The organism is Achromobacter animicus (genome assembly GCF_902859585.1).
Lineage (GTDB): Bacteria > Pseudomonadota > Gammaproteobacteria > Burkholderiales > Burkholderiaceae_B > Achromobacter > Achromobacter animicus.
The window spans coordinates 121,266-136,119 of sequence record NZ_CADIJM010000008.1 but is presented as its reverse complement, the minus strand read 5'-3'; the positions used below and the strand labels follow the sequence as shown (position 1 = coordinate 136,119).

Sequence of the window (14,854 nt, the reverse complement as noted above, 5' to 3'; positions counted from 1 at the left end):
CCTGCCGAGTTCACTTCAGGGAGAAGTCCACGCGTGAGGGTTGCCCCTCGTCCTTGATGCCATCGGCGTCCAGCTGCGGCGCAACGATGAACACGCGATCCGCGAGTCCTTCCTGGGCTTGCAACTTCTCATATACCGCCTGCGCCCGGGCATCGGCCAGTTGGCGCAGTTGATCCTCGCCGACCGGGGCCGCCGCGCGCAGCATTGCTTCCATCTGCGCGGCCGGAACGGACTTGGCCATGCCGATGAAATTGCGCGGTTTGTCCTTGAGGTCTGCGTCATCGTAGACGTCTTCGAGGTACTTGGCACGTTCGGCGCTGGAGACCGTGACACCCTTGGGATCGGGCTTCTTGCCGCGCGGGGCGACGTCGGCGGCCTTGGCGGCGCGGATCTGGGCGTCGACCCAGGCCTGGCGCAGGCCTTCCGAGTCGGTCTTGGGGTCGGCGCGGCCGCTGATGTCCATCTTGAGGGCCGGGCGGTCGGTGAGCGCCTTGGTAAGGGTATCGATGCGCTGGATCGTGTCTTCGGTGAGAACGGCGCTGCCGGGCGCGAATTCGACGTAGGACAGTTCTTCGCCCCCGCCGAACGCGGACGCGAGCAGGCTGAAGGGCGAGGTCACGGCTTTGACGACCAGGTTCATCAGCACGCGCACGACGATGCCGCCGACCGAGAACTCGGGGTCGTCGAGCGAGCCGGAGATGGGCAGGTTGATGTCGATGTTGCCGCGCGAGTCCTTGAGCAGCGCGACGGCCAGCAGCACGGGTAGCTTGGTGGCGTCGGGGCTGTTGGTCTTGTCGCCGAAGGTGAGCTGGTTGAGCACGACGTGGTTGGTGGCCTGCAAGGCGCGGTTCTTGATCTTGTATTCCAGGTCTACCGAGAGCTTGCCGCGCTTGATGGGGTAGCCGACGTACTTGGCCGAATAGGTGTTGAAGCGTGGCAGGTCGACGCCCTTGGCGGACGCCTTGAGGTCCAGGGTCAGGTATTGGGCGAAGGGCTGCACGACGCCGCTGATGGAGAGCGGCGCGGTGGTGTAGACCCGCCCCGTGACCTTGACCTTGGCGGGCTGCGGGTTGGTGGAAGAGACGGCGGTGATGCCGCCTTCGATGCTGGACAGCTCGGCGACGTAGTTGGGTTTGACGAAGCGGTCGGTGAAGGTCATGCGTCCGCGAGTCAGCGTGACGCTGTTGACCGAGATGTCCGGCATGGCGCTTGCCCGGCTGCCCTTGGCGGACGGCGCAGGCGCCGCGGGTGCAGGCGGCGCGGCGGGTGTATCGGCGCTGCGGCCTGGGGTCTGCGTGTCCTGCGTGATGGAGCCGCCGGCCTGTCCAGGCGCGGCCACCAGGTCCATGACGTTGAGCCGGCCTTGCGCATTGAGCAGGATGCGGCCGTAGAAGTCTTCGAGCGCGATGTCGCCCAGTTTGGCGCCGATCTTGTCGCCCGCCACGGAGATGTCCATGCCGACGAAGCCCAGGCGCTTCCAGTTCAGGAAGTCGTCCTTGTTGACGCGGTCTTGCAGATCCAGGTCGGTGACGTCGACGGCGCCCTTCCAGACGGCCTTCATCGGGGCGTTGCCGGCGGCGGCGATGAATTCGGCGTTGCCCTTGGCGCCCAGCGTGACGGCGCGGACGGTGGCGTTCAGGCTGGAGGCGAAGTACGGCGCGAAGCTGGCGACGTTCAGGCCGGAGAGGTCGACGGCGGTCTTGAGGGTAAGCGGCTGCGGGGTGAAGACGCCTTTGAGGTCCAGCTTGCCGTCGCCCTGGACGCCGGCAGCGGCCAGGGTGAAGTTGCTTTGGCCGGGGCCCATGGCGAGGCGGTCGGCGGTGATGCGCAAGGACTGCATTGCGATGTCGAGCGCGGGCTTGAGCGATTCGTCACGGGCCTTGAACTGTGTCAGGTCGGCTTGCACGGCCGTGGCGGATGCGTCGATCGCGCCGCCTTTTTCGCGCACGTGGACCTGCGCGGTGGCGCCCAGTCGGCCGTCAAGCAGGCTGATCGGCGCAGCGCTACGCACGGCGGGCGCCAACGGCGCGAGCGCCACGTTGCCCAGGCGCACGTTCATGTCGAGCGACAGCGGTTTGATGACGAGCGGCCCTTTGGCGCGCAGCCAGCCGCCATCGGTGCTGTTGTCCATGGTCAGCCACAGGTTGATGGGCCGGTCCGGCTGCTGCGGCAGTTCGACGCCTTCAACAGTGGCGGCCAAGCCGGTCATCACGTAGTCGAGCTTGCTGACCGCGTCGGTGACGTAGACCTCGCCTTCGTGGAGGTTGAAGGCGTCGAGCGTGACTTGCCATTCGGCGGGTGCGGGGGTGGGCGCGCTAGCGGCGGCAGTGTCGGCGGCCGGGGCAGCGCCAGCCGTCGGGGCAGTGCCAGCCGCCGTCGGGGTAGCGCCAGCCGCCGGGGTAGCGCCAGCCGTCGGGGCAGTGCCGGCCGGGTCAGCGGGGCGTGGCGCGCCTGACGCTGGTCCGGTGGGCGCTTGCGCCGCTGACGCCGTCCCCGCGTCTGCCTTGGCGACGGGGGCCGAGGTCGAAGGCGATTGCGTACCCCGCGCCTGCGCACCTGCCGCGGCAGGTGTCCCCGCCGATGCAGGCGCCCCGCCCGCAGCCAGCGGCTTCAGCCCACTGGCCTTGCGCATTTCATCGCGGACAGGCGTGGCGGTCGGCTCCACCCCGCCCAGCGCCTTCAATCCGGCGACAACATCCTGCCAGTTCAAGTGCTCATTCGCATGACGCCGCACATGGATCTGCGGCGCCCACAGCCCGACCTCGCCGATATACACCTGCCGCGCGATCGGCTCCAGTTCCAGCCGGCTGACGGTCAACGCACTCCACGCGGCCAGACTGCCGCCGGACGGATCGCGCAAATCCAGGCGGCGCAGTCCCAGGTCGCCGACGACGCGGATCTTGGGCGGCGCGTCCTTGGGTTGTTCGAAAACGACCTGCAGGTTCGAATCCAGCAGTGCGCTCTCGACCTTGAACGGCAGCGGCATGGGCCAGACGTCCGCCCACTTTTCCAGTTGCAGGCCGTCAAAGGCCACGCGCAAGGTGGATGAAGGCACCACGTCGAACGGACGCGCCACGCCGGTCAGGTCGAACGGACTGCCATTGATGCGCAGGTGCAGGCGCGGCTGCACGTCGATGTCGGTGGCATAGCCGAAGGTCGAGATGAACGGGATGCCGATGGCGAACTCGTCGACAACCTGTTTGCGGCCGGTGACCTTGTCGTCCAGCGTGATCGTGCCGTTCTCGATCACCATGTTGTTCAGCGAAAAGCGCGGCAGGCCTTCGTCCGGCTTGGGCGGCTCGTCAGGCTTGGCGGCGGCCAATTCGGCGACGCGTTGTTCTATGTCAGAGAAATTGAAGCGCAGGACGTCTTCGCGGACGATGGCGATGGTAGGCTGCCGCAGCGTCAGACGATCGACCACCGGTGCAAACCAGAACAGCGATGTCCACGATGCGCTGGCATCCAGTTCGGCCAAGGTCAGCAGCGGCGTCTGCGCGCCGGGCTGCGCCACGGCAAGGTCTTGCGCGCGGACGGTCAGCGTGAAGGGATTGAAGGTGATCTTGCCGACGGAAACGTCGCGGCCGATCATCTTCGAGACATCGTCAGTCAGGACGCCGTGCAGCACCTTTGGCACTTGCCAGGCCGCAACGCCAAACAGAATCAGCACGAACGCCACAATACCCAGGAGAATCTTGCCGGCGCGTCGGGTAAACCGTAGCTTGGGCATCCGCACGGGCATTGAAAGTCTCCTGATACATATTGAAGGCGATCCAACCTTCCACTGACTGCAGGCGCGATTATCGCGCCCCCTTTACTGCTCGTCTATCATAGGCGGAACAGCGGACCCGGCCGGCTTGCCCGGCTCCGCTCTTTTCATTCATTAACAATTCTTGATCCCGATTTCCATGTCCGAGACCACCCCCACCTTGAGTCACCTGGACGAAGCCGGCCAGGTCCGCATGGTCGACGTCATCGCCAAGACGGACACCGAGCGCGTGGCGGTCGCCGCCGCCAGCATCCGCATGAACGCCGTGGCCTATGGCCTGCTGACGCAGCCGGGCCAAGGCAAGGGAGAGGTCCTGAACACGGCGCGCGTGGCCGCCATCCTGGCCGCCAAACGCTGCGCCGACATGATCCCTCTGTGCCACAGCCTGCCGCTGTCGTTCGTCGGCGTGGAATTCGCCCTGAACGACGCCGAGCATCGCATCGACATCCTGTCCACCTGCCGCACCAGCTACAAGACGGGCGTCGAGATGGAAGCCATGATGGCGTGCAGCGTGGCCGCGCTGACCATCTACGACATGTGCAAGGCGGCCGACAAAGGCATCGTGATCGAACAAGTTCGCCTTAAGTACAAGGCGGGAGGTAAAAGCGGTGAATGGCGCAACGATTAATCTGCTGTACTTCGCGCGCGTGGCCGAACTGGTCGGCAAGCGCACCGAAACCTGGCCCGTGCAGGGCGAATCCACCGGCGCGCAATTGCTGGCCGAGCTGGGCGAACGCTATCCCCAGCTGGAACCGGCCACGCGCCTGAAGCTGGCCATCAACCAGACGCACGCCAAGCCCACCGCCGCTATCCGCGCCGGCGACGAAGTCGCGGTGTTTGAACCGGTCACCGGAGGCTGACGCCATGATCCGCGTCCAGGAAGCCGACTTTGACAGCGCGGCGCTCACCGCCGCGCTGCGGGAATCCGCCGGCCCCGGCGTGGGCGGCATCGTCACATTCGTGGGCTACGTGCGCGACTATGCGCCGGACACGCCCACCGACACGCTGTTTCTGGAACACTATCCGGGCATGTGCGAGCGCGAGCTCGAAGATATTGCCGCCACCGCCCGCGCGCGCTGGAATCTGGCCGGCACGGTCATCGTCCACCGCGTCGGCGCGCTGCACCGCAACGCGCAGATCGTGTACGTGGCGGCGGCCAGCGCCCATCGCGGCGACGCCTTCCGCGGCTGCGAATACATCATCGACGCGCTCAAGACGCGCGCACCCTTCTGGAAGCGCGAAACCCTGGCGGGCGGCGACAGCTTCTGGGTGGAACAGCGCCAATCCGACCAGGACCGCACGGACGCCTGGGACGAAGACACTGCCGACAAAAAGGAGAATCCATGAGCGAAGCCATCCCGGTCCCGTTGGGCTGCGGCGTACTGACGATCAGCGACACCCGCAGCGCGGGCGATGACACGTCCGGCAACCTGCTGGCGAACAGCCTGGCGCAGGCCGGTCATCAGTGCGTGCGGCGCGACATCGTGCGCGACGACATCTACCAGATCCGCCGCGTAATCAGCGACTGGATCGCCGACCCGGAAGTGCAGGTCATCCTGACCACCGGCGGCACGGGATTCTCGCATCGCGATCACACGCCGCAGGCCATCCTGCCGCTGCTGGACCGCGAGATTCCGGGTTTTGGCGAACTCTTCCGCCAGATCTCCTACACCGAGATCGGCAGCTCCACGATCCAGTCGCGCGCGTTCGCGGGGTCGGCCAATCAGACGCTGATCTTCTGCCTGCCCGGCTCGAACAACGCCTGCGAGACCGCCTGGACAAAGATCCTGCGCGAGCAGCTCGACAGTGGCCACCGCCCCTGCAATTTCGCCTCGCAATTTCCGAATCACGAAGAAGAAGCCTGACACCCATGCTGGATTTCGATCAAGCTCAGACCCTGCTGGCCAACGCCGCCGCCCCCCTCCAACGCACCGAGCACGTCGACCTGGCGAATGCCAGCGGCCGGGTGCTCGCCACCCATCTTGACGCCACGGTGGACATTCCGCCGGCCGACAACAGCGCCATGGACGGCTACGCGCTGCGCCTGGCCGACTGGAGTCCGGAAGCGCGACTGCCGATCCAGCAGCGCTGCTACGCCGGCGACGTGCCCGAGCCGCTCAAGCCCGGCCAAGCCATTCGCCTGTTCACCGGCAGCGTGATTCCGGCGGGCGCCGATGTGGTCGTCATGCAGGAAGACACGACCGAAGCCGACAACCATGTGCAGATTTCGCGCGAGCCGCGCCCGGGCCAGCACATCCGCCGCCGCGGCGAAGACACGATGGCAGGCGCCGCGCTGCTGCCGGCGGGTACGCTGCTGCAGGCCGCGCACGTTGCTCTGCTGGCCTCGCAAGGCATGGCCACCGTGCCCGTTTACGGTCAGCTTCGCGTCGGCATCCTGACTACCGGCGACGAACTGGTCCTGCCGGGGCAGCCGCGCGCCACGGAACAGATCTACAACTCCAATGGCCCGATGCTGGCGGCGATGGTGCGCGGCATGAGCGCCCTGCCCGTCCACGTGCTGCATGCCCGCGATACCGAGGCCGACCTGCTGGCCGCCTTCAAGACGCTGCTGGCCGATTGCGATCTGGTGCTGAGCGTCGGCGGCGTGTCGGTCGGCGAGCGCGATCTGGTCAAGCCGGCGCTGGCCGCGCTGGGCGGCGAGCTGTCGCTGTGGAAGGTGCGCATGAAGCCCGGCAAGCCGGTGGCGCTGGCGCAGATCGACGGCAAGCCCGTGGTCAGCCTGCCGGGCAATCCGGTGTCGGCCTATGCCGTCTTTGCCACGCTGGTGACGCCGCTGATGCGCCGCATGCAGGGCCGCGAAGAAATCTTCCCGCCGGTCAGCCAACTGCCGCTGCGCACCGCGCAGCCGCGCCAGGATGGCCGCGAGGAATTCCTGCGCGTGCAGTGCCGCGTGGCGGACGAAGGCGGCAGCGAGCTCGTGCCTTACGGCCATCAGGGGTCGGGCGTGATCAGCTCATTGCCGTGGTCCACTGGCTTGGCGCGCCTGCCGGCGGATGTGCTGGTGCAGGACAGGGACACGGTCTCGTACTACGACCTGCGTCACTGGCTGGCGTAGCGGTCCGCCAGCGCCAGATCTTCTGGCGTGTTGACGTTCATGAAGGCATGCGGCGGCGCGTCGTCGAAATTCACTTCGACCGCGCCCGCCCTCGCCTGCCACAACCCGACCTTGCGGTCACCACCGCGCAGGTAGGCCAGCAATTCAGGTAGCAGCGCCGTGCGCAGCGCCATGCAGGCGGAATGCCGCTGGCCGTGGGCGACGGCATAGGCCATTGACGCATCTGCGGCGAGTGCCGCGCCGATCAGGCGCTGTGCCAGACCGGCGGGCACGAAAGGGGTGTCGCACGGCGAGACGACCAGCCACTGCGGCGCGGCGATATCTTGCACGGAAACCGCCGACAGCGCCGCCGCGATGCCCATCAACGGCCCTTGCCAGTCTCCCAGTTCTGGCGCACCGTCCGCCACCACCTCGCCGTATTGCGCATACACCGCGGCATGCCGGTTTGCGCTGATGATCAAGCGTCCGACCTGCGGCGCCAGACAACGCGCCACGTGCGCCACCATCGGTTCGCCGCGCAAAATGACCAGTCCCTTGTCCTGCCCGTTCATGCGGGAGCCCTGGCCGCCGGCAAGGATCAATCCAGCCACGTCGTCACGCGCCATTGACGATTCAGCCACCGATGTAGCTCATCTCGATCTTGCGCGACGGGTCAGCCATGTTCTGGCCGCGCAGTTCGGAATAGTTGTCGCCGCGCGCGGACCAGATGCCCGCCAGGATGCGCGCCATTTCCTCGTCCGTCGCGCCGTCGCGTAACGGGGCGCGCAGATCGTGGCCTTCATGGGCGAAGAGGCACATGTACAGCTTGCCTTCGGGTGACAGGCGGGCCCGCGTACAGCCGCCGCAGAAGGCGTGCGTGACGCTGGAGATGACGCCGACCTCGCCGCCACCATCCACGTAGCGCCAGCGTTCGGCCACGCGGCCCATTTCGACGGATTCCACGGGTTCCAGCGGATAGACCGCGCCGATGCGGTCCAGGACCTCGCGCGACGGCACCACTTCGTCGAGGTTCCAGCCGTTGCTGTTGCCCACATCCATGTATTCGATGAAGCGCAGGATGTGGCCGCTGTGGCGGAAGCGCTCGGCCATCGGCAGGATCTGCCCGTCATTCAGCCCCTTGCGCACCACCATGTTGACCTTGACGGGCGCGAGGCCCGCCTCTGCCGCGGCATCGATGCCGCGCAGCACGTCGTCCGGCGTGAAGCCGCTGTCGCTCATGCCCTGGAACATGGCCGCATCCAGCGCATCCAGGCTGACCGTCACGCGGGTGAGCCCGGCGCTTTTCAGTGCGGCGGCCTTGCGCGCGAGGACGCTGCCGTTGGTGGTGAGCGTCAGGTCCAGCGGCCGGCCCTGCGGCGTGCGCAGGTCGGCCAGCATGCCGACCAGGTTTTCGATGTGCTTGCGCAGCAGCGGCTCGCCGCCGGTCAGGCGGATTTTTTCGACGCCCAACTGCGTGAAGATGCCGGCCAGCCGGCTGATTTCCTCGAAGGACAGCAGCGCCGAATGCGGCATGAAGCTGTAGCTGCTGTCGAAGACCTCGCGCGGCATGCAGTAGGTGCAGCGGAAGTTGCAGCGGTCGGTGACGGAAATGCGCAGGTCGCGCAGCGGACGCGCGCGCTGGTCCAACGCGGGCTGTCCGGGCGGCGGCAGTTCCCCGGGCGGCACGGAAAGCGGCGCGCCGCGGTGATCGGCAAGGAAAATCACTTTGCTCATTGGCACATCATATCCCGGCGGATCGCGGTGCGCGTTCACGGGGGAACGCCTCGTCCAGGGTCTGCAGCCGGCCGGTATCGCGGGCGTCGTAGCCGATGAGCTGGCCCACGTAACCGACATAGTCCGGCCCGCGCATGATGGACAGCAGATCCTGCATGGCCGGCGTGTCCAACGACGCCTTGCGGATGGCGAAGAAATACCGCTCGCGCACCAAGGGGATGAAGTCCAGTCCGAAGCGGCAGGCCGCCGTCTCCACGCCGACCCCGGTGTCGGCCATGCCGCTGGCAATGTGCGCGGCGATCGCCATGTGGGTGAATTCGTTGGTCTCGTAGCCCTGCACTTCGCCGATCGATACGCCGGCGCGCTGCAGCATCAGGCCGACCAGGTAGCGCGTGCTGGAACCAATCTGCCGGTTCACGAAGCGCACGTCACGGCGCGCCAGGTCCGCCATGCCGCGTATCTGCTTGGGATTGCCGGCGGTGACGAACAGCCCCGTGTTGCGCACGGCCAGATGGATCAGCATGTAGTCGTCCGCATGCAGCCACTGCGCGTAGCGTTCCATGATGGGGGATTCGAAATCGCCCAGCGGCACCTGGAAACCCGCAAGATCGCACTCGTGCCGTTCCAGCGACGCCAGCGCCTCGATCGCAGTGCGATAGCGCAATTCCAGCCCGGGTGTGCGGCCGCTCATGTGCTGCATCAGCGATTCCACCGCAAAGCCGTGGCTGGCATGCAGGCGCAGGTGAGGACCGCTTTCGGGCAGCAGGCGTTCAAGTTCCTCTTGCAGTTCGGACGCCATGCTGTCCAGCGTGGGCATCAGCCGCGCCTCGATCCGCCGGTTCGCCCACAGCAGGCGCTCCGCAAACGGCGACAACTGCGTGCCCTGGCGGCGATTGGTGATGAGAAGTTGCGTGCCAAAGAGCGTCTCGAAGCGCCGCAACACGCCCCAGGCGTGCCGGTACGACAGCCCGCACGCGCGACAGGCGCCGGCGATGTTGCCGGTGGCGTCGATGGCCGCCAGCAGCGCAAGCATGTCCTGCAACGGCACGGGGGTCGCCTCGTCGTCTCCGCCCAATGTCCATTGCGGCCGCAGGCCGATTCGGAACTTATATGTCATTTATTTCTTATTGAAGGCGTTCAAGTACCTCGTTAGAGTACACAAATAACGCGGCAGATGCGTGTTTTATATGTTTTTTTAAACATATTAATTTGCCTCATCCGACCGCCACATAAGCCCCCGTTGACGGGGTCACGCAACACAGGAGGAGACCGACGTGCACCTGCGCGAGGCAAAATTCGATCTGGCATCCAGCGGTGGGGCCCGGGGCGGCAAGCTGGCCCTGGACGCCGCCCAGGCATCCACCACCCCGGCCATCGCGGCCACGGCCCGCATCCTTGCCCGGCTGCAAGACCAGCCCGGCCCGCTGCTCCCGGTGCTGCACGCGGTCCAGCACGAACTGGGCTGTATTCCGGCCGAGGCGGTGCAAACCATCGCCGAGGCCCTGAATCTCTCCCGCGCCGAAGTCCACGGCGTCATCACGTTCTATCCCCATTTCCGCACCGAGCCGGCCGCGCGCCACACGCTCGAGGTCTGCCGCGCCGAAGCCTGCCAGTCCATGGGCGGCGAACGCCTGGCCGCCCACGCGCGCACCACGCTGGGCTGTGACTTCCACGGCAGCACGCCGGACGGCAACTTCACGCTGGAGCCGGTGTATTGCCTGGGCCTGTGCGCGCAGTCGCCCGCCGTCATGATCGACGGCCAGCCCCACGCCCGCGTCACCGAAGCCAAGCTTGATCGCCTGCTGGCCCGCACGCTGGAGGACACGCCATGAGCGCCCCCGTCGTCATCTACGTGCCGCGCGACGCCGCGGCGCTGGCCATGGACGCCGACACCGTGGCCCGCGACATCGAACGCATGGCCGACCAGCGCGGCCTGTCCGTGCAGGTGGTGCGCAACGGCTCGCGCGGTCTGCTGTGGCTGGAACCTCTGGTCGAAATCGCCACGCCGCAAGGCCGCGTCGCCTACGGCCCGGTGCAGCCGGAAGACGTGGCCTCGCTGTTCGACGCCGGCTGGCTCACGGGCGGCGACCACGCGCTGCACCTGGGATTGACCGAGGAAATTCCCTACCTCAAGCATCAAGAGCGCCTGACGTTCGCCCGCGTCGGCGTGATCGATCCGCTGTCCTTGCAGGACTATGCCGCGCATGGCGGGCTGCAAGGCCTGAAGCGCGCGCTGGCCATGGCGCCCGCCCAGATCGTCGACGAAATGGTCGAATCCGGTCTGCGCGGCCGCGGCGGCGCGGCATTCCCCACCGGCATCAAATGGAAGACCGTGGCGGGCACGCCCGGCGACACCAAGTACATCGTCTGCAACGCCGACGAAGGCGACTCGGGCACGTTTGCCGACCGCCTGCTGATGGAAGGCGATCCGTACGTCCTGATCGAAGGCATGACCATCGCCGGGCTGGCGGTGGGTGCGACCTACGGCTACATCTACGTCCGGTCCGAATACCCGCACGCCATCGCCACGCTCGAAGCCGCCATCGCGCGCGCCCGCAGCGTCGGCTGGCTGGGCGACGACGTGCACGGCAGCGGCCGCCGCTTCGATCTGGAGGTGCGCAAGGGCGCCGGCGCCTACATCTGCGGCGAAGAAACCTCACTGCTGGAAAGCCTGGAAGGCAAGCGCGGCGTGGTGCGAGCCAAACCGCCGCTACCGGCCATTTCCGGTCTGTTCGGCAAGCCCACCGTCATCAACAACGTGATTTCCCTGGCCTCCGTGCCGATCATCCTGGCCAAAGGCGCGGCGTACTACCGCGACTATGGCGTGGGCCGTTCGCACGGCACGCTGCCGTTCCAGTTGGCGGGCAACCTCAGGCACGGCGGGCTGGTGGAAAAGGCATTTGGCCTCAGCCTGCGCGATCTGCTGTATGAATTCGGCGGCGGCAGCGCGTCCGGCAGGCCGCTGCGGGCGGTGCAGGTGGGCGGTCCGCTGGGCGCCTATCTGCCCGAATCGCAATGGGACGTGCCGCTGGATTACGAAGCCTATATCCAGATCTCGGCCATGATCGGCCACGGCGGTCTGGTGGCGTTTGACGACACCGTGGACATGGCGCGCATGGCGCGCTACGCCATGGAGTTCTGCGCCATCGAGTCCTGTGGCAAGTGCACGCCCTGTCGCATCGGTTCGACGCGCGGCATGGAAACCATCGACAAGATCGCCGCTGGCGGTCAAAGCCGCGACCAGCGCGAGCAGCAGGTGCATCTGCTTCGCGACCTGTGCGACACGATGCTTGGCGGTTCGCTGTGCGCGCTGGGGGGCATGGCGCCCTACCCGGTGCTGTCCGCGCTGAACCATTTTCCGCAGGACTTCGGCATCGAGTCCTCCCAGTCTGCCGCCCACGCGGCCTGAACCCGAGACCGCCATGCTAGAAACCGTCATCAAGCGCGATCGCGACATGGGCACGCCGGCGCGCGTGTCCGAAAAGACCGTCACCCTGACCATCGACGGCCAGGAGATCACCGTCCCCGAAGGCACGTCGCTGATGCGCGCGGCCGCGGATGCGGGCATCAACATCCCCAAGCTCTGCGCCACCGACAGCCTTGAACCCTTCGGCTCCTGCCGCCTGTGCCTGGTGCAGATCGAAGGCCGCCGCGGCTATCCGGCGTCCTGTACGACGCCCGCCGAGAACGGCATGGTGGTCTTCACCGAAACCCCCAAGCTGCACGACCTGCGGCGCGGCGTGATGGAACTGTACATTTCGGACCATCCGCTCGACTGCCTGACCTGTCCGGCCAACGGCGACTGCGAACTGCAGGACATGGCGGGCGTGGTGGGCCTGCGCAACGTGCGCTACGGCTACGACGGCGCCAACCACCTGAAGGCCGAAAAAGACGAATCCAACCCGTATTTCACCTTCGACGCGTCCAAGTGCATCGTCTGCAACCGATGCGTGCGCGCCTGCGAAGAAACCCAGGGCACGTTCGCGCTGACGATCTCCGGCAAGGGGTTCGATTCGCACGTGTCGGCCGGGCAGGACCAGCCCTTCCTCGACAGCGAATGCGTGTCCTGCGGCGCCTGCGTCCAGGCCTGCCCCACGTCCACCCTGCAGGAAAAGACCGTCATCATGATGGGCCAGGCCGAGCACTCGGTCGTGACCACTTGCGCCTACTGCGGCGTGGGCTGCGGCTTCAAGGCCGAAATGAAGGGCCAGGAAGTCGTGCGCATGGTCCCCTGGAAGGACGGGCAGGCCAACCGCGGCCACTCCTGCGTGAAGGGGCGCTTCGCCTGGGGCTACGCCACGCACAAGGAACGCGTGCTCAAGCCCATGATCCGCAAGCACATCACGGACTCCTGGAAGGAAGTGTCCTGGGACGAAGCCATCAACTACGCGGCCTCCGAATTCCGCCGCATCCAGAGCCAGTACGGGCGCGACGCGGTGGGCGGCATCACGTCCTCGCGCTGCACCAACGAAGAAACGTGGCTGGTGCAAAAGCTGGTGCGCGCCGCCTTCGGCACGAACAACGTCGACACCTGCGCGCGCGTTTGCCATTCGCCCACCGGCTACGGCCTGAAGCAGACGCTGGGCGAATCGGCGGGCACGCAGACCTTTGACTCCGTCATGCATACCGACGTGGTCATCGTCATGGGCGCCAACCCCAGCAGCGGCCACCCCGTGTTCGCCTCGCGCCTGAAGCGGCGGCTGCGCGAAGGCGCGCGGCTCATCGTCATCGATCCGCGCCGCATCGAGCTCGTCAGCTCGCCGCACATCAAGGCCGATTTCCACCTGCAGGTGCGGCCCGGCACCAACACCGCGCTGCTGTCCTCGCTGGCGCACGTCATCGCCACCGAAGGCCTGATCGCCGAAGACTTTGTCGCCGAGCGCTGCGAGGAAAAGGCATTCCGGGAATGGCGCGATTTCGTCTCGCTGCCCGAGAACTCGCCGGAAGCCATGGAAGAAATCACCGGCGTGCCGGCGCAGGCGGTGCGCGGCGCGGCGCGCCTGTTTGCCACCGGCGGCAACGGCTCCATCTATTACGGCCTGGGCGTCACCGAGCACAGCCAGGGTTCGACCACCGTCATGGCGATCGCCAACCTGGCGATGGCCACCGGCAACATCGGCCGCGAAGGTGTGGGGGTCAATCCGCTGCGCGGCCAGAACAACGTGCAGGGCTCGTGCGACATGGGCTCGTTCCCGCACGAACTGCCCGGCTACCGCCACATCTCCGACAACACCGTGCGCGCGCAATTCGAAAAGGACTGGGGCGTCACGCTGCAGCCCGAGCCCGGCCTGCGCATCCCCAACATGTTCGAAGCCGCGCTGGGCGGGTCGTTCAAGGGCCTGTACTGCCAGGGCGAGGACATCGTGCAGTCCGATCCCAACACGCAGCACGTGGCGGCGTCGCTGGCGGCGATGGAATGCATCGTCGTGCAGGACCTGTTCCTGAACGAGACCGCGAAGTACGCGCACGTGTTCCTGCCGGGTTCCTCTTTCCTGGAAAAGGACGGCACCTTCACCAATGCCGAGCGCCGCATTTCCCGGGTGCGCAAGGTGATGGAACCCAAGAACGGCAAGTCCGACTGGGAAGTGACCGTGGCGCTGTCCAACGCGCTGGGTTACCCCATGAACTACAAGCACCCGCGCGAGATCATGGAAGAGATCGCGCGGCTGACGCCCACGTTCGCCGGCGTCACGTACGACAAGCTCGACAAGCTGGGCAGCCTGCAATGGCCGTGCAACGACGACGCGCCGGACGGCACGCCCATCATGCACATCGACCAGTTTGTGCGCGGCAAGGGCCGCTTCATGATCACCAAGTACGTGCCCACCGATGAACGCAGCACGCGCCGCTTCCCGCTGCTGTTGACCACCGGCCGCATCCTGTCGCAATACAACGTGGGCGCGCAGACCCGCCGCACGCCCAATGTCATGTGGCACGGCGAGGACGTGCTGGAAATCCATCCGCAGGACGCCGAGGACCGGGGCGTGGCCGAGGGCGACTGGGTCGGCATCCAGAGCCGCGCGGGTGAAACCGTGCTGCGCGCCACGCTGACCGACCGCGTGCAGCCGGGCGTGGTATACACCACGTTCCACTTTCCCGAGTCCGGCGCCAACGTCGTCACCACCGACAGCTCCGACTGGGCGACCAACTGCCCCGAGTACAAGGTCACGGCCGTGCAGGTGACGCGCGTGTCGCAGCCGTCGGAATGGCAGCGGCAATGGTCGCGATTTGCGGATATCCAGCAAAAGCTCCTGCGCGAACGCTCGCGCGAGTCCGAGGCGGCGCTGACCGGGAAGTAA

At 66.7% G+C, this 14,854-nt stretch carries 12 protein-coding genes; 8 read left to right on the top strand and 4 right to left on the bottom strand.

What is annotated here, in order from left to right:
* Positions 1 to 10: 10 nt before the first annotated feature.
* Complete coding sequence (locus tag HV681_RS18965; RefSeq protein ID WP_175124516.1) at positions 11 to 3,739, bottom strand: DUF748 domain-containing protein; 3,729 nt, start codon at positions 3,737 to 3,739, stop codon at positions 11 to 13.
* A gap of 166 nt (positions 3,740 to 3,905) precedes the next feature.
* On the opposite strand from HV681_RS18965, the gene moaC reads away from it, so the two are divergent.
* From moaC to HV681_RS18940, 5 genes are read left to right on the top strand one after another with little or no spacing between them, the layout of a single operon-like run.
* Positions 3,906 to 4,394: a cyclic pyranopterin monophosphate synthase MoaC gene (gene moaC / locus HV681_RS18960; RefSeq protein ID WP_175124515.1), complete on the top strand. Its 489-nt coding sequence runs from the start codon at positions 3,906 to 3,908 to the stop codon at positions 4,392 to 4,394.
* Entirely contained in the window at positions 4,375 to 4,626 is a 252-nt protein-coding gene (locus HV681_RS18955; RefSeq protein WP_175124514.1) for a MoaD/ThiS family protein, read from the top strand. Before moaC ends, HV681_RS18955 begins: the two co-directional genes overlap by 20 nt.
* 4 nt (positions 4,627 to 4,630) lie before the next feature.
* Entirely contained in the window at positions 4,631 to 5,113 is a 483-nt protein-coding gene (locus tag HV681_RS18950) for a molybdenum cofactor biosynthesis protein MoaE (protein ID WP_175124513.1), read from the top strand.
* Positions 5,110 to 5,631 (top strand): molybdenum cofactor biosynthesis protein B, encoded by a 522-nt coding sequence (gene moaB, locus HV681_RS18945; RefSeq protein WP_175124512.1) that lies wholly within the window; start codon positions 5,110 to 5,112, stop codon positions 5,629 to 5,631. The genes HV681_RS18950 and moaB overlap by 4 nt, the downstream gene beginning before the upstream one ends.
* 5 nt (positions 5,632 to 5,636) lie before the next feature.
* Entirely contained in the window at positions 5,637 to 6,842 is a 1,206-nt protein-coding gene (locus HV681_RS18940) for a molybdopterin molybdotransferase MoeA (protein WP_175124511.1), read from the top strand.
* Here the strand turns inward: HV681_RS18940 and mobA are convergent.
* Genes mobA through HV681_RS18925 form a run of 3 tightly spaced genes read right to left on the bottom strand, consistent with a single transcriptional unit; the run spans position 6,827 to position 9,672 of the window.
* Positions 6,827 to 7,447: a molybdenum cofactor guanylyltransferase MobA gene (gene mobA, locus HV681_RS18935; protein WP_175124574.1), complete on the bottom strand. Its 621-nt coding sequence runs from the start codon at positions 7,445 to 7,447 to the stop codon at positions 6,827 to 6,829. The two genes, HV681_RS18940 and mobA, sit on opposite strands and share 16 nt — an antisense overlap.
* 7 nt (positions 7,448 to 7,454) lie before the next feature.
* Positions 7,455 to 8,555, bottom strand: a complete 1,101-nt coding sequence (gene moaA, locus HV681_RS18930; RefSeq protein ID WP_175124510.1) for a GTP 3',8-cyclase MoaA — start codon at positions 8,553 to 8,555, stop codon at positions 7,455 to 7,457.
* A gap of 7 nt (positions 8,556 to 8,562) precedes the next feature.
* Entirely contained in the window at positions 8,563 to 9,672 is a 1,110-nt protein-coding gene (locus HV681_RS18925; protein WP_175124509.1) for a substrate-binding domain-containing protein, read from the bottom strand.
* Positions 9,673 to 9,829: 157 nt separating this feature from the next.
* On the opposite strand from HV681_RS18925, the gene HV681_RS18920 reads away from it, so the two are divergent.
* Genes HV681_RS18920 through fdhF form a run of 3 tightly spaced genes read left to right on the top strand, consistent with a single transcriptional unit; the run spans position 9,830 to position 14,854 of the window.
* Positions 9,830 to 10,387 (top strand): formate dehydrogenase subunit gamma, encoded by a 558-nt coding sequence (locus tag HV681_RS18920; RefSeq protein WP_175124508.1) that lies wholly within the window; start codon positions 9,830 to 9,832, stop codon positions 10,385 to 10,387.
* The gene (locus tag HV681_RS18915; RefSeq protein WP_175124507.1) at positions 10,384 to 11,964 is read left to right on the top strand and encodes a formate dehydrogenase beta subunit; all 1,581 of its coding nucleotides are present in this window, start codon (positions 10,384 to 10,386) and stop codon (positions 11,962 to 11,964) included. Before HV681_RS18920 ends, HV681_RS18915 begins: the two co-directional genes overlap by 4 nt.
* A gap of 13 nt (positions 11,965 to 11,977) precedes the next feature.
* Positions 11,978 to 14,854: a formate dehydrogenase subunit alpha gene (gene fdhF / locus HV681_RS18910; protein WP_175124506.1), complete on the top strand. Its 2,877-nt coding sequence runs from the start codon at positions 11,978 to 11,980 to the stop codon at positions 14,852 to 14,854.